We start from the raw sequence: 18566 nt of genomic DNA, 5'->3' as shown, positions 1-18566 counted from the left end.
CGGCGTTGCAAAGCCTCGCCGGGCCACCAGCCCGGCTGCGTTTTGCGCCTTGCAGCCACAACCTTTCAACCACAACGGCTCTCATGCCAAGACTTTGAACAGGTTCTCAGAAGCCCGGCAGATCTGGTGCGGGTGATCCAGGCGGTGGCGGCTGGGCCGGTGTGGTCGCTTTGCGCAGCCGGAGAAAATCCGCCTCGGCCATTGCCGCGAGCGTGCGGACCCCGTCCAGTTGCGCCTTGGTGACGGGCTGCGCCTGCGCGGCCGACTCGCGCATCGCCGACAGCGGTCCGTTGGCCTTGCCGGCTGGCCCGGAGCCGGCGCCAGCGCCAGCGCCAGCGGCCGGCGCATCGGGCTCGCCCTTGGCGGCGCGGGCCACATCGTCGGGGGTGTTCTTGAGGTCCGTCACCAGGTCGCCGAGCTGCTTGTCCTTGCTGTCGAAGCCCTCGGCGGCATCGGTTTGGTCGACACTGCTGAGGTTCTTGCGGTGGCCGTCCAGCCGGTTCATGGTGCTGTTTTCATCGTCGCCGAACAATTGCTCGTCGACACGCTCACTCGCGCCCCGGATGTCCTTGCCGGCCTGGTTGATGTCATCCTTGGTCTGTTTGGCGGTCTGGACCGCGTCGGCGACGCGGCCGATGCCTTGGCTGACGGGGTCCCACACCGCGCCGGCGAGCTTGTCGCCCAGGCCGAAGGCCTTGAGCAGCAGGTTGAACACCGGAAAGATCAGGTTGCGCGCGAGCGTGGCGGCCAGCATGGGCAGGCGGCCCAGATAGGCTTCCATGCTCATGGCGTTCTTGCCACGGGTTTCCATCCAGGCGTCGAGCAGTTCCTCGTGCAACTCGCTGGCGACGAAGAAGACGATGCCGTCAAGATGCCGGCCCTGGCCAGCCAGGAACTGGCCGAGCAGGTCGGCGGCCCGGTTGCTCGCCTGGTCCTTGTCGGGCACCAGCGTGCGGGCCTTGCGGAAGGCCGCGTCGACATCGAGCTGGCCGAGGTCGTCCACCGCCGAGCGGGCATCCTGCTGCTGGGCGCCCATGTCGTTCTCGCCCGGCTTGCGGCCCGTCACCAGCTCGAACAGCAGGCCCACCAGCTGGTCGGCCAGGGTGTGGTGTACGGCTGTCAGCACCACCACCGGATGCGGCCCGCTGGCGCTGCCATGCACGGCCTGCAGCACGCCTTCGAGCAGGTCGGTGGTGATGCCGCCCATTCTGCCGCACCACCATCGCATGAAATCCGGCAAGTTGCCGCTGCACAGCGACTGGCCCAGCGCGCTGGCGATCACCTCGCCCAATGGCGGCAGGCCGGCGGATTTGGCATCGCCCTGCTGGCCCGCGCCGCGCAGCAGCGCGCAGGCGCGGGCCAGCGCGGCGACGGCTTCGGGCGGCATGTCGGCCTGGGCATCCCTGGCGGTGGCCAGCAGGCCGACGAGATCGGCCATTTTGTCCTGCGCGTCATGGCGCTTGTCGGCAATGGCGCCCTGGGCCTTCTGCAGTGATGCGATGACGCTGCCGTCCTCAGGGTCGCCATTGGCGTCGCGGCCCTGGCCGGGAATGTCGCTGAAGCCATACCGGTTGTTGATGGGCTTGTCCTCGAGCATGCCGATGCCGTTGCCCAGCAGGTTCTCGGCCAGGCTGGGGTCGTCCTGCACGGCCGCCTCGGTGGCCTCGTGGTTGCGTAGACGCCAGATGTCGTAACTGGGCTGCCAGCGTCCGCGGATGGCCTGCAGCGAGTAGTCATGGCTGATTTTCATCAGCGGCCACTCATAGGCCTCGCGCGTGGCGGCATGAAGGGCCAGGTAGGCGTCCTGCACCTTGAACAGCCACTGCGGCACTTTCTCGATGACTTTGGGCACGCCGGCCTTGCCAAGGGCGTTGCTGAGGCCGGGGATGGAGGGCAGACCCGCCCCGCCGCCCTGGCCGGCCTGGAGCGCAGGCTTGCACTGCGCATGATAGGCGTCGGCGGTCTGCCCCAGTGCCTCGCCGGCGGCGTGAATGGCCGGATAGCCGAAGCCGGCCTGGTTGACCGGATCGATGGCGGCGCGGATGCTCGCCAGCAGGGCATCGAACGCTTCGGGCCCGGGCGCTGCCTGCGTGCTGCCGCCGGCCAGCGCAGCGGCGGTGTCGAGCATCGCGCCGGCGGCGCCCTTGCTGGCCTTGACCTTGGCGAGCACATTTTGCGTGCCGCGCACGAAGGAATGCAGCAGCACGGCCTCGCGCACCAGCGCGTCGCGCATGGCCGTGCCCTGTGCGGTGGCACCGCCGGGGAAGTCCCCGGGCTCGGCGCGGTGGGCATGGCAGAGGTGCAGGAACTGGAGCTGGCGGTCGATCTGCAGGGTCAGGTCGGTCTTGGGGGGCGGCATGCCCTTGGTGATGGATTGCAGCGCGAAGGCGCTGACACGCTGGGCCTGCCCCACGGGCCCGGCCTGCACGAAGCGCGGCGTGCCGGCGGCGGCGCTGCCACCGCTACCGGCCAGGCCGCCGGCCAGCGCGTCAAGGGCCTTGCCCAGCGGGTTCCCGGTGGCTTTCTCCGTGAGGGTCTGCGCGGCGCTGCCGGCCTCGCCGAGGATGCTCATGTCGTCTCTCCTGCGTGCGGGCGCTCAGCCATGTCGTTGTTCCAGCAGGGCGCGGGTGGCGGCATCGGGTTCGCCGGTTTCCTGCAGCGCTTCGGCGCGCTGGAAGGACAGCAGGGCGGCTCGGGTGGCATCGTCCAGTTCGCCACTGCCGCACCGGCCGTGGCCGAGGTTGGTCAGACGTTGCTGCAGGCCGCGCAGTTCGCTGACGGGCTCGAGCTCGCCGACGGCCAGGGTGTAGCTTTCGGCGCCGCCGTCGAGTTGCAGCGTGACGCTGCGCACCTGGGCTGCCAGCGTCTCGTCGATGCGCCCCTGGCCGTCGGTGCTGCCATGCACCACCTGGTCGCCCCAGCTGATGGTGTAAGCCTCGTTGGCGCGCGGCTCGCCCAGGCATTTGAGCTGCAGCTGCAAGCGCGTCGGCTCGCCGCGCAGCTTGAAGGCATGCCGCGCATCAACGGGCTTGCTGACCGATTTGCCGCCCTTGGCCGGCAGGTAGAGCGCATCGCCGGCAACGAGCTGGTTGGGGTTCTGGCGTTTCTGCCGCAGCGCGGCGTTGCGCGGGTGGTCCCAGAGCGTGCTCCAGAGGTAGCCGTTCTCGCGCGCGATGGCGGTGATGCTGTCGCCGCTGGCGATGGTGTGGTTGCGGCCGGTGTCCTCGCGCATGTCAGGCTTCCTCCCAGGCGTTGTCGTCGAGGTTGGGGAAACGGATGGTGCAGTTGCCTGCATCGATGCCGGTCACCTTGAGCAGGCCCTGCTCGTCGGTGCTGCCGTTGCTGATGGAGCCGTCGGGCAGTTCGATGCGCACCGGCTCGCCAGCCACCGGGTCGCCTTTTTCATCGTTGAGCAGGATTTCGATGGTGTGCGGCTTGTCCTTGTTGGCCGCGCTGCCAGGGTCGTGGCTGGTGGCGCGCTCGGGCGGCCTGGCGCCGCGCATGCGCGCCAGTGGCGAGTGGGCGGCGCCGGGGTCGCGGCCGATCTGGCCCGGCTCGGCCAGATCGGCCACGGACGCGGTGAGCACTCCGGCGGGCGGCACCAGCGAGGCGGCCATGCCTGCGCCGGGGGCGCCGCCGCTGTTGATGCCCACCAGCGGTCCGTCGATGGTCACGCCCGCGGCCGAGAGCGTGATGGAGCTGCCGGCCACCTTCAGCGTGATCATCGCGCCCGCCTCGATGACGACATTGGTGCCGGCGTTGAGGTAGTAGTCGCTTTGCACGCTCTCGCTGTGCGAGGCAAAGGCGTCGCCGACGGCGCCATCGACCTTCAGCGAGCGCGAGCCGCCGACGGCAATCGCCTGTTTGCCGTGGACGGTGAGCGCATCGTCGCGGCCGACCTCGGTGATCCGGTCGCGCTTGATGTAGCCGGACTGGTCACGATGGATTTCGCTGACCGCGTCGCGCTGCACGATGCGGTGCGCGTCCTGCCCGACCCAGCTGCGGGCATCGTTGAGGACGCGCAGGTCCAGATCCTTCTGCGCATGCAGGAAGACTTGTTCCGCATCGGCCTTGTCCTCGAAGCGCAACTCGTTGAAGCCCTTGCCGCCCTTGCTGGACTGGCTCTTGAGCGTGGTGACGGTGGCGTGGCCCGGCAGCGCGTAGGGCGGCAGGTTATCGCCGTTGTAGAGCGTGCCGGTCACCAGCGGGCGATCCGGGTCGCCTTCGAGGAATTCGACCACGACTTCCTGGCCGATGCGCGGGATGCACATCGCGCCCCATTGGCGGCCTGCCCACATTTGTGCCACGCGCACCCAGCAGGAGCTTTTGTCGTTGCGGCGGCTGCGGCGGTCCCAGAAGAAGTGCAGCTTGACGCGGCCGTAGGGGTCGGTGTAGATCTCCTCGCCATCGGGGCCGGCGACCACGGCGGTCTGGGGGCCGGCGATGCGCGGGCGTGGCGTGGCCAGCGGCGCCCGGTAGGGCACGCGCAGCGGCAGCACGGCAAAGTCGTTGCGGTAGTCACCTGCCTCGCCGCCGGCTGCGCCGCCGAGGTTGTTGCTGCCCTCGTGCGTGACGCCGGTGATGAGGTAGCGCTGGTTGAGCGCATCCTGCGGATGGTCTTCCAGCGTGAAGGTCAGGCCCGCGCCCATGCGCCGCGCATGGCTTTGGCCGTGCAGGGTCTCGTGGCGGGCTTCCTCGGCCTCTATCAACAGGCGGGCGATCTGGTCGCCGCCGTCGCGGTCCTCGTAGCCGCCGGGGTGGATGTAGCGTTCGTAGTCGGCGTTGTCGCCGGCATGCACCACCGAGTCGAGACCGACCTGCAGGTCGATGCCGGGACGCTCGAAGTTGTAGTCGTTGAGCGCGATGCGGCCGGTGCGCAGTTCCTGCGCGCGCGCCAGGCCGGTGACGGTGTCGATGCCGGCGCTCATGTCTTGTTCGTGAAAGCGCAGCGCATCGTCCTCGGCCCCAAGGGGCGGGTGGCTGCCGGCGTGGTCGGTCAACACCAGCATCACGCCCTGCTCGTCGTGGCGGAAGAACCAGTGGATGCCTGCCTGCTCCAGCAGCCGGCTGATGAACTGGAACACGCTTTCCCGGTACTGCGTGCAGTGCACCAGCGGCGCATAGCTGGCGTTGAGCTTGAGCTCGTAGTCGGCGTAGCCGAACTCCTCGAACAGCTTCTCGACGATGTCGGGCACGGCGAGGTTCTGGAAGATGCGTGAATCCTCGTGGTGCTGCATGAACCAGAGCCAGGGCACGATTTCCATGCGGTAGAAGGTCTGCGTGTTCTCGCTTTCGTGCTGCAGGCTGGTCTGGCCGGTGCGGCTGAAGGCGCAGACGAAGCCGCTCCATACGCGGTCCTCCAGGCCGTCTTCGTGCGTGCCGTCGCGCTCACAGAGCAAGTGCGCGGGTTTGCCGATCAGCTCCAGCGCGTCAATGTCGGGGCGGTCGGAGGCCAGTTCCAGCTCGAAGCGGTAGAGGCGCGAGAGCGCCTCCTCGCCGCGGAAGCGCGCGACCAGCAGGGTATCGTCCGCCAGCGCGGTGCGCAGGCTGAAGAGGCGTGCGTCGGTGGTCTGGGCCATGGTCGCGCGTCCTACTCGATGGCGAAGACGATCTGTCCGCCCGCATCGAGCGCGGCGCGGATGCGGCGCACCGGCTCGCGTGCGGCCATGCGTGCCAGTACCTCGGTGGCGATCTGCGGCAGCAGGCCGCCGTTGAGAATGCCGTCGATGGCGCGCGCGCCGGAGTCGACCTCGGTGCTGCGCGCCGTCACGGCCTCGACCACCGCCTCGTCCCACTCGAAGGCCGCGCCATGGTTGGCCTGGATGCGCCGGGCGATCTTGCCGAGCTTGAGGCGGGCGATGTGGCGCAGCTTGGCATCTTGCAGCGGGTAATAGGGAATGACGGTGCAGCGCCCGAGGAATGCGGGCTTGAAGACTTCCTGCAGACCGGGGCGCAGCAGCTCCAGCAGCGCCTCGGTGGACGGCACCTGCGGCGCGCCCAGGCAGGCCTGCATGATGGTGTCGGTGCCGGCGTTGGAGGTCAGCAGGATCAGGGTGTTGCGAAAATCGATCTCGCGGCCTTCGCCGTCTTCCATCACGCCCTTGTCGAAGACCTGGAAGAACAGCTCCAGCACGTCCGGGTGGGCCTTTTCCACCTCGTCGAGCAGCACCACGCTGTAGGGGCGGCGGCGCACCGCCTCGGTCAGCACGCCGCCTTCGCCATAGCCGACATAGCCGGGCGGCGAGCCCTTGAGGCTGGAGACGGTGTGCGCCTCCTGGTACTCGCTCATGTTGATGGTGACCATGTTGCGCTCCCCGCCATAGAGCGTGTCGGCCAGCGCGATGGCGGTTTCCGTCTTGCCCACGCCGCTGGTGCCCACCAGCAGGAACACGCCCTTGGGCTTGTTCGGATCTTCCAGGTTGGCGCGCGAGGTGCGCACGCGCTGCGCGATGGCGGCAAGGGCGTGGTCCTGGCCGATCACGCGCTCGCCCAGCGCCTGCTCCAGGTGCAGGATGGTCTGCACCTCGTCGGCCAGCATGCGCCCGAGCGGAATGCCGGTCCAGCTGGCGATCACCTGCGCCACCGCATGGCCATCGACCAGCGGCAGCACCATGGGCAGTTCGCCCTGGGCGGCCTGCAGTGCGGCGCGCGTGGCCTGCAGGGTCTGCAGCGCGCCGGCATGCGCGGCGCTGCCGGGTTCCGCGGCTTCCACGGCGTCGAGCTGTTGCTGCAGCTGGCGCACCAGCGCCTGCTCCTGTTGCCAGCGTGTCTGCAGCGCCTCCCGCTCGGTGGCGAGCTGCCCGCTGCGCTGCTCGATGGCGGCCAGGGCCTCGCCATGGTCGCTGCCGCTGGCCTGCTCCCGCGCCAGCATGGCGCGCTCGGCGGCCAGGTCGTCCAGCGCGCGGCCCAGCGCCTCCAGCGCGGCCGGACTGGCGTTCTGGGTGATGGCAATGCGCGCGCAGGCGGTGTCGAGCACGCTCACGGCCTTGTCGGGCAACTGGCGGCCTGTGACATAGCGGGCCGAGAGCTTGACGGCGTCGCGCACGGCCTCGCCGAGGATGCGCACGCCGTGGTGTGCCGCCATCGCCGGCACCACGCCGCGCAGCATGGTCACGGCGGTCGCATCGTCCGGCTCCTCGACCTTCACGACCTGGAAACGCCGTGCCAGCGCCGGGTCCTTCTCGAAGTATTTCTTGTACTCGCTCCAGGTGGTGGCGGCGATGGTGCGCATCTCGCCGCGTGCCAGCGCGGGCTTGAGCAGGTTGGCGGCGTCGTTCTGCCCGGCCTGGCCGCCCGCGCCGATCAATGTGTGTGCCTCGTCGATGAACATGATGATGGGCGTGGCGCTTTTCTTGACCTCGTCGATCACGCCCTTGAGCCGGTTTTCGAACTCGCCCTTGACGCTGGCGCCGGCCTGCAGCAGGCCCAGGTCCAGCGTGTAGAGTTCGACGTTGGCGATGGCCGGTGGCACGTCGCCAGCGGCGATGCGCGCGGCCAGGCCTTCGACCACCGCCGTCTTGCCCACGCCCGGCTCGCCGGTGAGGATGGGGTTGTTCTGGCGGCGGCGCGTGAGGATGTCCACCATCAGGCGCACTTCCGCATCGCGCCCCAGCACCGGATCGAGCGCACCCGTGCGGGCGCGCTGGGTGAGATTGGTGCAGTACTTGTCCAGATGGGGCGTGGCTCCAGGCGCACCGGTGGCGGCGTTGCCAGCGTCTGCGCCGCCGCCGGCGGTGGCTGGGCCGCCTTCGGCCAGCGCCGGTGCTTCGGCTGCTTCGATCGAGCCGGCGGTGATGGCCGGCAAGTCCTGCAGCAGCCCCTCCACGTTGATGGCCGCCAGCGCCGGCAGGGGTGCGGCAATGGCGCGGCGCAGTGCCGCATCGGCCAGCAGGGCGGCCAGCAGGTGGCCGCTGCGGATGCGGGCCTGGCCGAATTGCACCGAAGCCAGCAGCCAGGCGCTCGCCAGCCACATCGGCAGCCGCTCGGAGAGCACCGGCGTGCGGCCGCTGCCGCCCTTGAAGGTGGCCAGGCTGCGGTCGAGCTCGCGTTCGAGCTGCGCGCGGCCGATCTCGAACTGGCGCAGGATGCGTTGCACGTCGGTGTTCTCGTGTTCGAGCAGTTTGAGCAGCACGTGCTCGATGTCCACCTCCTGGTGACCGCGCGAGAGGCAAAGGCCTGCAGCGGCTTCCAGCGCGTTGCGGGTGGTGGGGTTCATGCGCGCGACCAGCGCATGCAGGTTGAGGTTCAGCGCCATGGCGGGGCTCCGGTTGCGGGAAAGTGGAATTCGCAGTCATCGGCCGGTGTGGTCTTGCGGCGGCCCGCCAGCCAGGTGTTCCAGCCCAGGCGGGCCGGTGGCGAGGGCGGCGAGGCAGGGGCGGCTGTCCCGGGGGGCGCCTGCAGCCGCAGCGCCGGCACTTCGCGGGCGGCCAGTCGCAGCTGCAGGCGCAGATCGGGTGCCATTGCGCTCATGAACCGCGCCAGTGCCACCGCCTTGACCAACTTCGGCCGGTGCGGCAGCAACGCCTCGAACTGTGCCTGGCTGAGGGGCCCCAGGCGCAGCCGCAGCGTGGCCTGGCGGTCCCAGTAGCGGCTGCCGAGCAGCGCCGATTGGCCCAGCTTCGCGGAAGCACTGCCGAGCCGCGAGCGCTGCGGCACCGGCTGCCAGGTGCCCAGGCAGGGCTGGGCGCTGGCGGGCACGCCGCAGTAGTCGCCAATGATTTGTGCCATGGCCGTGCTGCCGTGTGGGCGCTGGCCGATCAGGCCGCTGTAGTAGCCCAGTGCATCGGCGGGTGGACAGCCGGAGGGCGCGGCGGCGGCTGGCGTGCCGGCCTGGCCGTGCGCTGGTGTCCGGGCCTGCTGCCGCGCCGATCGGCCCGGCAGCAGGCCCGGTGTGCCCATGCCGATGAGGTCATACACGTGGTGCACGATGCCGCTGGTATCCGCCAGCTCCTGCATCACCGCCGGGTTGTGCCGAGCCCAGGCCAGCCAGAAGAGCAGCAGCGCACGGTGGTTGAAGATGTCCAGGAATGCGGCGGCGCCCTCGTTGCGCTGCTGCCGTTGCCGCATCAGCCATTGCGTGTAATGGCTGGGCAGTACCCCGCTGGGGCCGTACAGGCCCAGGAAGTTGACGCGCAACTGCGGCGGCCCCGCCTCTTCCATGAGGTGCAGGCTTTGGATTTCCGCGGCCGGGAAGGCCATCGATGCGTACGCGCCCAGCCGCACCGCGGCGTCGCTGGCTCGTGCCAGCCCTTCTTCCAGGCCGTGCGGCCGCTGTCGCGCCAGCACCAGCAGCCGCACGGCCTGGAAGAAGCCGAAGACTTCCGGCTGCCGCAGCAGCCGTTGCAAGGGGGCATCGGGTTGGCGCGGCATGCCCGGTCACACCAATGGCTGCGCGCCCGAGCGGGGCGCAAACACCGCCACCGGCATCTCGCGCTGGCGGCTGAGCACGGTCAGCCGCGTCCACGAATTGGCGGCGCAATAAAGGCCGAAGAACACGTCCAGCACCTGGGCCAGCACATGGATGCCGCTGCCCACGTACTGGTCCTCGTCGAAGGTCAGGGTGATCTCGGTGCCGCGCACGAAGGCCTGGCGCGGCGCGCGGCCGACCTGCAGGGTGGCGACTTCGCTGCGTACGTCGACAATGCCCGCGATCTGCTTGCGCAGACTGGCCGAGCCGCTGAAGTCGTACAGCCCCAGAATGCCCTGCAGTGCCTCGCGTCCGCCATCGACGAGCGAGAGGCGGTTGAGCGCCAGGTGCGAGATCAGCTTCCACTGGCTGGCGTGGCGCAGCGCCGCGCGCGAGGGTGCGGTGGGCTTGCGCAGCAGTCTGGCGCTGGCGATGGCGCCCGCTTCCTCCAGTTGCAGAAAGCTGTCTTCGCCGCCGAATGGCAGATGCGCCGGCAGGTCCCGATTGGTGCAGGTCAAGGCGATGGAGAGGGTGTCGGCGACCGGCAGGCGCGGCTCGAGTGCACGGTCCACCAGTGCGATGTGCACATCGGTGCCGGCGTCGCCGCCTTGCTGGGATGCGCTGCGGCGCGCCATCCAGCACACCGAGTCCTCGTCGCGGGCGGGGTCGCCTGGCGCGGCAATCGCATACAGCGGCGCGTAGGTGCCCACTTGTTCGCTGCCTTCGCCCCGGCGGTGGCGGCGCACCGCGTCGATGGAGTACACCTCCAGCCCCAGCGGGCGGCGCACGTCCGGGATGACCGGATACTCGTGCACCTGCTGGGAGATCCGCACCGGCTCGGCCTGCTGGGTGAACAGGTTCACCACCGGGGTGCAATGCAACCGGAAGGTGCTCGCCTGCACGGCTGTCTCCAGTCGAGCCAGCCGCTCTGCCCGCCCGAAGGGACGCAGGTGCAGGCGGATCTCGATGCGGCGCTCGAAGCGCGAGAGATCCAGCCCGTCGAGCTCGATGAACAGAAACTTCTCCGGCAGCGCAAAGTACTCTTGCAGCAGGCGATAGCCGCCGAAGGAGCGGGCGCCGTATTCGAGCAGGCCCTCGCCCTCGTCCAGCCCGACGCCGCGCAGGTGACTGGCATCGAGTCGCAGCGGCGCCGCGGCGTCCTCGGCTCCGGCGATGCTGATGTGATCGACGCTGCTCAGCAGGATCTCGTGCAGGGCGTGGACGATGGCGCTTTCACCATCGAGATGGAAGCGCAGCCGTGTCAGACCGAGCTTGGCAAGACTCTGGCCGGGCGAGGCGCTCAGCTGGATGCGCACCGTGGCAAAGGCATTGCCCGGCGTGGCCGGGCCGAAGCCGCCGCGCTCCAAGGCCTCGCAGCGCGCCTGTGTCACTTCCATGGGCGCGACCTCGACCGGCCAGGCCGTGCGAAAGCGCACCGGCATGCCCTTGATCGGACGCGTCAGCAGCATGGTGCCTCTGGCCACGGTCTGCACGCCGCTGAGGTCCACGCCGGCGGCCGGCAGCAACTGCACGATCGACATGGACGGCACCGGCCGCAGGAAATGCGGGTAGAGCACTTCCAGCAGTGCCGCACTGATTTGCGGGAAGTCGTCGTTGAGCTTCTTGTGCACGCGTGCCGCCAGGAAGGCGAACGACTCGATCATGCGCTCGACATGGGGATCCTCGCAGGCTTCGCCATCGAGCATCAGTTGCGCGGCAATCTTCGGGTATTGTGCCGCGAACGCCCGCGACTGCTGGCGCAGCGCACTCAGTTCCTCCTCGTAATAGGGCAGCAGTTCATCGAGCATGGCGGGCAGTCCGTTGGGGTGTTCGGTGCAGGTGTTCGCTTGCCACCAGTCTATGCAGGCAGCTCCGGCCGCGCCATTGGCTGATCGGACTATGGCCTATGACTGAGCGCCTGTGGGCGGTCTTTGCGCGGGGCGGGGACATGGCGTCACGGGCGTGTCGGCGCGGCACCAGCTGGCGGGATTCAGTCTTCCACGCAGTTTTCCGGGTCGGCCACCACGCAGTCGGGCAGCGGCCCGGCTGCAGGCAGGCCGCCCAGGCTGCGGGTGCGCATGGTGGCAAGGGCCGAGACTTCCAGCGTGCGCGGCAGCAGCAGCCACATCCGGCCGGGGGATTTCATCGTGGCGGCGCGCTGACCTGCCTGCTGGCCGGTGCCCCAGAAGTAGTCGGCGCGGACCGAACCGCGGATGGCGCCGCCCGTGTCCTGTGCGAAGACCAGCCGGTTGATGGCGCTGTCGCTGCCGCCGTGCGTGGTGGAGAGAAACACCGGGTAGCCCAACGGCGTGGTGCGCGGATCCACCGCGATGGATCGGCCGGCCGTCAGCGGCACGCCCAAAGCGCCCAGCGGGCCGTGCGGTCCGTCTGGGATGAGGCGGAAGAACACGTAGCTCGGATCCGGGATGCCGGTGCTCGCGCCTGTGGCGGCAGACCCGTCCGACGAGTCTTGCTGCACCGTGCCGGCGCCAACGGCGGGCACGCCGACGCCGGAGGGCCCGGCGGCCGCGGCGGAGGACCGCCCTTGCAAGGCCGCGATGATCGCGTCGACTTCGGCATTGCGGCTGGTGCCGCTGGCCGCGGAGCCGGGACGAGGCGGCGCGGCGATTGGCACGGCGGCTGCCGCAGCGGGAAGCGCCGACGCGGCGCGGGGCGGGGCGGCACTGGCGGGCCGGCCGCCGAGCGCGGCGATGATGCGGGCGACGTCAGCGTCCTGCCCGGCCGGGGCGGCCGGGGCGGCCGCGGGCGACGGTGCCATCGTGGTGGCGCCTGCCGTCACGCCGGCATCCGCGGCCGCGCCGACATAAAGGCCGCGCGTCTTGACGGCGCTGCTGACGGTGGCGCTGTCGCGGCGCGACACTCTGGGCAGGAACGGGTGGCCGTTCTGCTCGCCATAGGCGACACGGATGATTTCGTCGCTCTCGGCCAGGCGGATCTTGCCCGAGCCCTGGATCTGCATGGAGTAGAGCGCGAAGGCGTCATCCACCCAGGCGAGTACTTGCGCGTCGAGCGCGCGCTGCTCGATCTGCTGGCGGCTCCAGTACGGCACGATCTCGGGCTGCGTGCCTTGCTGCTGGATGCGCACGCGGTAGCGTTTGTCGCGGATGCCCGCGCTCAGGCCACCGAGCTGGATGGCATAGCGCTGCGCGCCCGGGTCGTGCATCGCAGCCGGCACGAGCTGGCGCCCGTTCAGGCGCAGCCAGGCGTGCTGACCGTCCTGCACCTGGCGGGCGTCGAGAAACAACAGGTCTGCCGGCACGCCATGCACCGGGTGGGCGAAGCGGCTGTTGCGTTGCCGGCTGCCGTTGAGGATGGGCTCGTAGTAGCCGGTGATGACGCCCTGGTCGCTGGCCTGCTCGGCATCCCGCACGGCATAGGCGAAGAAGTTGTCCTCGAAGAAGCGGCGCAGCGCGGCCTCGTTCTGGCTATCGAGCCGCTGGACCCGTGGGCAGAGCTGCTGCCAGACGGTCTTGCTGCGCAGCGCGATGCAGCTTTGCTGGAAGGCCTGCAGGCTTTCACGCACCGAATCGTCGCTCCAGCCGGGAAGGGCGGCGAAGGCGATGGGCTCGAAGCGGGCGTGGCGGGTGTTGAACGGCTCGCCCAATGGCGCGGCAGTGCTGGCGCTGACCAGCGGCGGCGCGGCGGCAAGGGCCGGGACGGGAGGCTGCGTCACAGCGCCTGCAGGCGCAGCGGATGCCGCCGGCACCGCCTGCTTGGCAGCGGCTGGCGCAGGCGTGACGGCGGGATCGGGCAGGCTGCTGCAGGCGGTCAGCAGCAAGGCCAGCAGGTGCGGCAGGACGGCCGGTGCGCGCTTGGCGTGCGTGGGCGACGGCGGGCATGAAAACCGGGGCATGCGGTGCTCCTTGTGGGCTGGCATGCCGGCAGTGTCGCGTTGCCGGCCGGACGTGACCATATCCCGTTGGCGCTATGCCGACTGGGCGGACCCGGCGAGGACTGGCGCCTTGCCGCCACGATTTCTCAGGCACAACGGCAAGCGCACCGAGACTTCGAATCCGCTCTTAGAGGCTGTTCACAACCTTTTCGCGAGCCACGTTGCCCACTGCATTTTTGACCTCCTGCGTGACCCACGAAAAATTGGTGAACAGGTTCTTACGGCTCGCTGCGCAATTGCTGCAGCAAGGCCTGATGTGCATCGTCGAGACGCCGCAAGCGCTCCTGCAGGGCCTGCGTGCTGACCCACTGGCTCTTGAGGGCGCTCTGGCGCGCCAGCGCATGATTGATGCTGGCGGTGCTCTCCAGAGACTGGCCGTCCGCCGGCAGGAAACCGGCAAAGCCATGCAACTGCTGCAGCACCTTGCGCTGGCGTTCGCTCTCGGGGGTTGGAGACTGGCCGTAGTGGAGCAGGAAGCGGGCGATGCTGTGCCGAAGCGTCGAGGGGAGTTGGCTGCGCACGACGATCTGCGCGTGCGGAATCAGCTCCGACTCCCAGAGCACTTCGAGTTGCTCGTACTCGGCCGGGAAGCGGCTGCGGAAGCGCTCCAGGTCGGCCGTGTTGTTGGTGGCCAGGTCTGCCTCGCCGTTCGCCACCGCCAGCGCATTGTCCTGATGGGTGGCAATGGTTTCACTGAGGAAGTAGCGCTCCGGCTGGATGCCGTGGGGAAGAAAGAGTTGCAGGTGTGGCACCACGTAGCCGGACATCGACAGGTCACTGCCGCGTGCCAGCCGCCATCGTCCGGGTGACTCGTACAGGTTTTCGCGCGTGACCGGTCCGCCGCGGCGGGCCAGCAGCACCGCGCGGTAGCCGGGCAGGCCGTCATCCCGGGTGACCTGGGCGATGACCCGCATGCCATGCTGCGTGACGGCGTTGAGGGTCATCTTGCCAGAGAGAAAGGCGATGTCCACTTCCTGACGCTGGATGGCCGCTTCCAGGGCTTCATAGGAGGTGACCGACAGCATGCGGATGGGCTGGCCGATGGCGGTGCCCATTTCGTCGATCAGCGGCTGCCAGTCGCGGCGTGATTCCAGCGGCCCGCTCAATGGCAGGACGCCGAAGCTGAGCGCCTGGCTGCCGGTGCGGCCAGGCGGATTCGCTCCGTCGAATGCGTACGCGCAGGATAGCGTGAGCAGCATCAGCACCTGTGGCCGGAGGATGCGCCAGAGATGTCGGCAGAGCGTGGCGATCGGGCGTGCACAAGGCATGGCGATGGGCAGTGGAAATGGTTTGATTTATGGACTGATATTTAAAGTCCAAAAATGTTAAAAAAGCTTTTTTTGAAGTCCATTATAGTAATATTGGTCTGAATTCAAATCATTGCTTCCGGCTCCGTTCACAGCATGCCCATCCTGTCGCTCACCCCCTTGGCCGCCGATCCCGGACACCAGGATGCCGACGCCGTATCGGCCCTGCTGCGCCAGCGCCTGCAACTGAGCGACGCGACGGTGGAGCCGTACTACCGGCAGTTGCAACGGCAGATCCAGGCGCTGATCGACAGCGGTGCGCTGGCCGATGGCGACAGCCTGCCGTCCGAGCGCGAACTGGCCGACATTCTGCAGGTCAGCCGCAGCACTGTGAAACGCGGCTATGACGGTCTGCGCGAGACGCGTGCCCTGGTCAGCACCCAGGGACGGGGTGGCACGCTGGTGCGCAGTTCCGCGCCGCGCATCTCGCCCGTCATGTCGATGCTCAAGGGATTCACCGACGAAATGCGCGAGATGGGGCTGGAGCCGTCCACGCGCGTGCTGGAGTGCGCCGTGGTGCAGGAGCGCACCGTGGCGTCGATCTTCGGCAAGACGTCCAGCGCCTCCTTTCTGAAACTGGTGCGGCTGCGTTTTGGCGATGCGGTGCCGATGTCGCGCGAGATCGCCTGGTATGACCTGGCCGCCGCGCCCGCGCTGGCCGACTGGGACGGGCAGGGCTCGGCCTACGCTTTCTTGCGCGAGCGCTGCGGCATCGGGCTGGCCTGGGCGCAGCAGTCGATCGAGGCGGTGCTCAGCTCGGCAGCGGAGACGCAGGCCTTCGGCTTTGCCCAGCCGGGGCCGTGCCTGCTGCTCAAGCGCAGCAGCCATGATGCCGATGGCCGGCTGATCGAATACGTGGAAGGCACGTTCCGGGGGGATGCCTATGTGTACCGGCTCAGGTTGCAGGGGTGAGCAGGTGATCGACCTCGTGGCGCTGCGGCAAGGCGTCGAGGATGCCGGCGCGGCTGGCGGCCAGCGCGCCGCAGGCATTGGCCAGGGCCAGTGCGTGGGGCATCGCCAGGCCGGCGGCGAGGCCGTGGCAGAGCCCGGCGCTGAACGCGTCGCCAGCGCCGATGGGCTGTGGCTGGCACACCGGATGGGCGGCCTCGGCGTGGCGGCTGCCATCGCGGCCGTAGGCCCGGCAGCCATGTTCGCCCAGCGTGACCACCAGCCAGCGGCCCGGCCAGTCTGCCCAGAAGGCGGGCAAGCGGCGCTCCAGCCAGGCCAGCAGGCGGGCCGTGTCAGCGCACTCGCCGGGGCCACCGCCCAGCAGGGCGCCGGCTTCGACCCGATTGACCACGAGTATCTCGGCTGCGGCCAGCAGAGCCGGCGGCAGTGCCTGCCACGGCGACGGGTTCAGCACCGTGGCAATGCCCAGCCGATGGGCCGCCTGCAGGGCCTGCGCGACGCTGGCCGCCGGCACCTCCAGCTGCGCATAGACCAGCGAGGCGGTCCGCAGTGCGCGCTGCGCCGCAGGTTGGGACAGCACCTCCGCGATACGGGCATTGGCGCCGGGATGGACGCTGATGAGCGTATGGCCTGCCGCATCGATCAGTCCCGCGCCATGCCCGGAATGACCGTCAAAGGACTGCACGAGGCCGGTGCCAATCCCTTGCGCGTGCAGCAGCTCCACCAGCGCGCGGCCCGCGGCGTCAGCGCCGACGGCCAGCGCCAGTGCTACCTGCGTGCCCAGCCGGTGGCAACCGATGGCCACCGCCAGCCCCTTGCCGCCGGCCTCCTGTGCGAACCGGCTGGCAAGCTGGCTTTCGTCGGAATGCGGCAGCCGGTCCATGTACCAGCAATGGGCCTGCACGAAACTGCCGATGATCAGCATGCGGGGTGCGGGCGGGGTGCGGGGGGCAGACGCTGGCATGGGCGGTGGGTTGCGGTCTTGGGGAGGGCGTGGCCATGATAGCCGGGAAGCCTCTGCCGGGCGTGCGTCATGAGCCGCTGTTCGGTCATGCGAGGCCGCCAGCATCGCGGGCGCCGCAGGCCGGTTCCGCTGCGGATGCGCGCCCGCAGGGAAACGGTGCCATTGTGCGCCGCTGGTTCCGTTTGCGGCTGTCGCTGGTGCAGCAACTGGTGCTGCTCGTGCTGGCGTTCAGCAGCCTGTCGATTCTGGCGGTGCTTGGCATCATGGCCAATCGCTACCTGCAGGATGTGTCCGAACAGGCGCTGCGCAACACCCAGATCGTCGCGCAGCAGATGGCGCGGGCCGCTGCCACGCCGCTGCAGCAAATGGATCGGCGGGCGCTGATGGTGCTGACCCGGACCGCGCTGGCGCAGCCCGGCATGCAGCTGGCACAGGTGCATTCGCCGGACGGAGAGATCCTGGCGCAAGCGATGGCCCACGACGCCGTGCATGCAGGGGGCGATGAGATCATGCATCCGGTGCTGCACGAGGCATCCGGGATGCCGATCGGCCAGGTCGTGGTGCGCAGCGATGGCGCGGCGCTCAGACAGGTCAGCCGAAGCCTTTGGTGGACTTGCGGATCGCTGTTCGTGGGGGGGCTGTTGGCGGTGGGCGTGTCCGGCTGGTGGGTGGCGCGCAGGGTCAGCGCGCCACTGTGCGAACTGGCCGCGGCGGTCGATCAGCTGGCACAGGGCGAGGCCGCGCAGGTGGAGAATCGCGGCACGGCGGAAATTGGCCGTCTTCAGCGGGGCTTCAACCGGGCTGCGCTGGCGTTGGCGCACCAGCGCAGCGAACTGGAGCGACAGGTGCGGCAGGCGACCGCGCAGATCAAGCTCAGGAATGTCCAGTTGCAGGCCGCCGATCAGGCCAAGAGCCGCATGCTGGCGGCGGCCAGCCATGACCTGCGCCAACCCTTGCATGCCCTGACGCTGTTCACCGATGCGCTGCAAAGCAGCGAGAGCGATCCGGCCCGTATCGAGCGCGTCGCGCGGGTGCGCGAATGCGTGGATGCGCTCGACCGGCTGTTCACCGGTCTGCTCGATCTGGCGCAGCTGGACGCGGGCACCATGCAGCCGGTGGTGCGCACCTTCGCGCTGGATGCGCTGTTCGATGAGCTCAGCCGCAACTTCCGTGCGATGGCCGAGGAGCGGGACCTGCGGCTGGTGGTGCGCAAAACCGATGTGCGGGTACGCTGCGATTACGTGATGCTGTTGCGCATGCTCAACAACCTGGTCAGCAACGCCTTGCGCTACACCGTGTGCGGCGGCGTGCTCGTGGTGGCCAGGCGGCGCGGCGAGAGGGTGCGCATCGATGTGATCGACAGCGGTATCGGCATCGCCGAGCAGCATCAGCAGCAGGTGTTCGAGGAGTTCTACCAGGTCGATGCACTGGCATCGCGCGCCGAGCGGGGCCTGGGGCTGGGCCTGGCGACGGTGCGTCGCCTGTCGCAACTGCTGGACATACCGGTGCGGCTTCGCTCCCGCCCGGGGCATGGCACGATGGTTTCGTTGGAGGTGGGGGGAGCCGCGTCACCGCTGACGGCCGGGCCCGCCGCCGAGGCCGGCGATGACGCGGCGACGCCACCCGCGGCGGTGCAACGGTGCGCTGACGGCCTGGCCGGCCTGACGGTGCTGGTCATCGATGACGAGGTGGCCATTCTGGAAGGGCTTGAACTGGTGCTGGGCCAGGATGGAGCCACAGTGGTGACCGCGCAAAACCGCGCGCAGGCGCTCGCACGGTTCTGCGAGCGGCGCCCCGATGTGGTGGTGTGCGACCTGCTGCTGGGCGCCGGCGACAGCGGCCTGGAGGTGCTGCAGGTGTTGCGGCAGCTGCCGCCATGGCAGGCGGACCCGCCGGGTGTGCTGCTGGTGACGGGTGAGACCAGTGCGGACCGGTTGCGCGAGATTGCCAGCGCCGCGGTGATGGTGTTGCACAAGCCCGTGCCGCCGTGGCTGCTGCGCTGCCGCATCGCGGAGGCGGCCTGCGCCCGGTCGCCATGCCGTCCGGCCGGCTGACCGGGCGGTGCGG

Annotated in this window: 11 protein-coding genes; 2 read left to right on the top strand and 9 right to left on the bottom strand. The window is 69.4% G+C overall.

Annotation, left to right across the window (positions count from 1 at the left end; all coding sequences use genetic code 11):
• Positions 1 to 106 precede the first annotated feature (106 nt).
• The 8 genes from EV687_RS08065 to EV687_RS08030 all read right to left on the bottom strand — a co-directional run bounded on the left by EV687_RS08065 (position 107) and on the right by EV687_RS08030 (position 14587).
• Complete coding sequence (locus tag EV687_RS08065; protein ID WP_122231061.1) at positions 107 to 2572, bottom strand: hypothetical protein; 2466 nt, start codon at positions 2570 to 2572, stop codon at positions 107 to 109.
• 24 nt (positions 2573 to 2596) lie between these two features.
• A complete protein-coding gene (locus EV687_RS08060) occupies positions 2597 to 3232 on the bottom strand; it encodes a peptidoglycan-binding domain-containing protein (RefSeq protein WP_162846655.1) in 636 nt (211 codons plus the stop codon).
• A 1-nt stretch (position 3233) separates the two neighbouring features.
• Entirely contained in the window at positions 3234 to 5579 is a 2346-nt protein-coding gene (gene tssI, locus EV687_RS08055) for a type VI secretion system tip protein TssI/VgrG (RefSeq protein WP_122231056.1), read from the bottom strand.
• A gap of 11 nt (positions 5580 to 5590) precedes the next feature.
• The gene (tssH, locus tag EV687_RS08050; protein WP_122231053.1) at positions 5591 to 8254 is read right to left on the bottom strand and encodes a type VI secretion system ATPase TssH; all 2664 of its coding nucleotides are present in this window, start codon (positions 8252 to 8254) and stop codon (positions 5591 to 5593) included.
• Positions 8245 to 9369, bottom strand: coding sequence for a type VI secretion system baseplate subunit TssG (gene tssG, locus EV687_RS08045; protein WP_122231050.1), 1125 nt, complete (start codon positions 9367 to 9369; stop codon positions 8245 to 8247). The genes tssH and tssG overlap by 10 nt, the downstream gene beginning before the upstream one ends.
• A 6-nt stretch (positions 9370 to 9375) precedes the next feature.
• Positions 9376 to 11214 (bottom strand): type VI secretion system baseplate subunit TssF, encoded by a 1839-nt coding sequence (gene tssF / locus EV687_RS08040; protein ID WP_122231048.1) that lies wholly within the window; start codon positions 11212 to 11214, stop codon positions 9376 to 9378.
• 182 nt (positions 11215 to 11396) lie between these two features.
• Positions 11397 to 13280: an MltA domain-containing protein gene (locus EV687_RS08035; RefSeq protein WP_122231046.1), complete on the bottom strand. Its 1884-nt coding sequence runs from the start codon at positions 13278 to 13280 to the stop codon at positions 11397 to 11399.
• 257 nt (positions 13281 to 13537) lie between these two features.
• Entirely contained in the window at positions 13538 to 14587 is a 1050-nt protein-coding gene (locus tag EV687_RS08030) for a phosphate/phosphite/phosphonate ABC transporter substrate-binding protein (RefSeq protein WP_122231044.1), read from the bottom strand.
• Between the two features lie 135 nt (positions 14588 to 14722).
• Between EV687_RS08030 and EV687_RS08025 the strand changes: the two genes are divergently transcribed.
• Entirely contained in the window at positions 14723 to 15538 is an 816-nt protein-coding gene (locus EV687_RS08025) for a GntR family transcriptional regulator (protein WP_122231042.1), read from the top strand.
• Here the strand turns inward: EV687_RS08025 and EV687_RS08020 are convergent.
• Positions 15522 to 16499, bottom strand: a complete 978-nt coding sequence (locus EV687_RS08020; RefSeq protein ID WP_162846653.1) for a PfkB family carbohydrate kinase — start codon at positions 16497 to 16499, stop codon at positions 15522 to 15524. The genes EV687_RS08025 and EV687_RS08020 overlap by 17 nt on opposite strands.
• A gap of 35 nt (positions 16500 to 16534) precedes the next feature.
• On the opposite strand from EV687_RS08020, the gene EV687_RS08015 reads away from it, so the two are divergent.
• Positions 16535 to 18553: an ATP-binding response regulator gene (locus EV687_RS08015; RefSeq protein WP_122231243.1), complete on the top strand. Its 2019-nt coding sequence runs from the start codon at positions 16535 to 16537 to the stop codon at positions 18551 to 18553.
• Positions 18554 to 18566 lie beyond the last annotated feature (13 nt).

The organism is Corticibacter populi (genome assembly GCF_004217315.1).
GTDB classification, from domain to species: Bacteria; Pseudomonadota; Gammaproteobacteria; order Burkholderiales; family Burkholderiaceae_C; genus Lampropedia; species Lampropedia populi.
The sequence above is the reverse complement of the archived record's forward strand: the minus strand, read 5'-3'. Positions and strand labels throughout refer to the sequence as shown.

What these genes read in the sequence shown, in the direction of transcription:
- EV687_RS08060 (WP_162846655.1), bottom strand. Translation starts at nt 3,232, where the DNA reads ATGCGCGAGGACACCGGCCGCAACCACACCATCGCCAGCGGCGACAGC.
- EV687_RS08025 (WP_122231042.1), top strand. Translation starts at nt 14,723, where the DNA reads ATGCCCATCCTGTCGCTCACCCCCTTGGCCGCCGATCCCGGACACCAG.
- EV687_RS08020 (WP_162846653.1), bottom strand. Translation starts at nt 16,499, where the DNA reads ATGCCAGCGTCTGCCCCCCGCACCCCGCCCGCACCCCGCATGCTGATC.
- tssF (WP_122231048.1), bottom strand. Translation starts at nt 11,214, where the DNA reads ATGCTCGATGAACTGCTGCCCTATTACGAGGAGGAACTGAGTGCGCTG.
- tssI (WP_122231056.1), bottom strand. Translation starts at nt 5,579, where the DNA reads ATGGCCCAGACCACCGACGCACGCCTCTTCAGCCTGCGCACCGCGCTG.
- tssH (WP_122231053.1), bottom strand. Translation starts at nt 8,254, where the DNA reads ATGGCGCTGAACCTCAACCTGCATGCGCTGGTCGCGCGCATGAACCCC.
- EV687_RS08065 (WP_122231061.1), bottom strand. Translation starts at nt 2,572, where the DNA reads ATGAGCATCCTCGGCGAGGCCGGCAGCGCCGCGCAGACCCTCACGGAG.
- EV687_RS08015 (WP_122231243.1), top strand. Translation starts at nt 16,535, where the DNA reads ATGATAGCCGGGAAGCCTCTGCCGGGCGTGCGTCATGAGCCGCTGTTC.
- tssG (WP_122231050.1), bottom strand. Translation starts at nt 9,369, where the DNA reads ATGCCGCGCCAACCCGATGCCCCCTTGCAACGGCTGCTGCGGCAGCCG.
- EV687_RS08035 (WP_122231046.1), bottom strand. Translation starts at nt 13,280, where the DNA reads ATGCCCCGGTTTTCATGCCCGCCGTCGCCCACGCACGCCAAGCGCGCA.
- EV687_RS08030 (WP_122231044.1), bottom strand. Translation starts at nt 14,587, where the DNA reads ATGCCTTGTGCACGCCCGATCGCCACGCTCTGCCGACATCTCTGGCGC.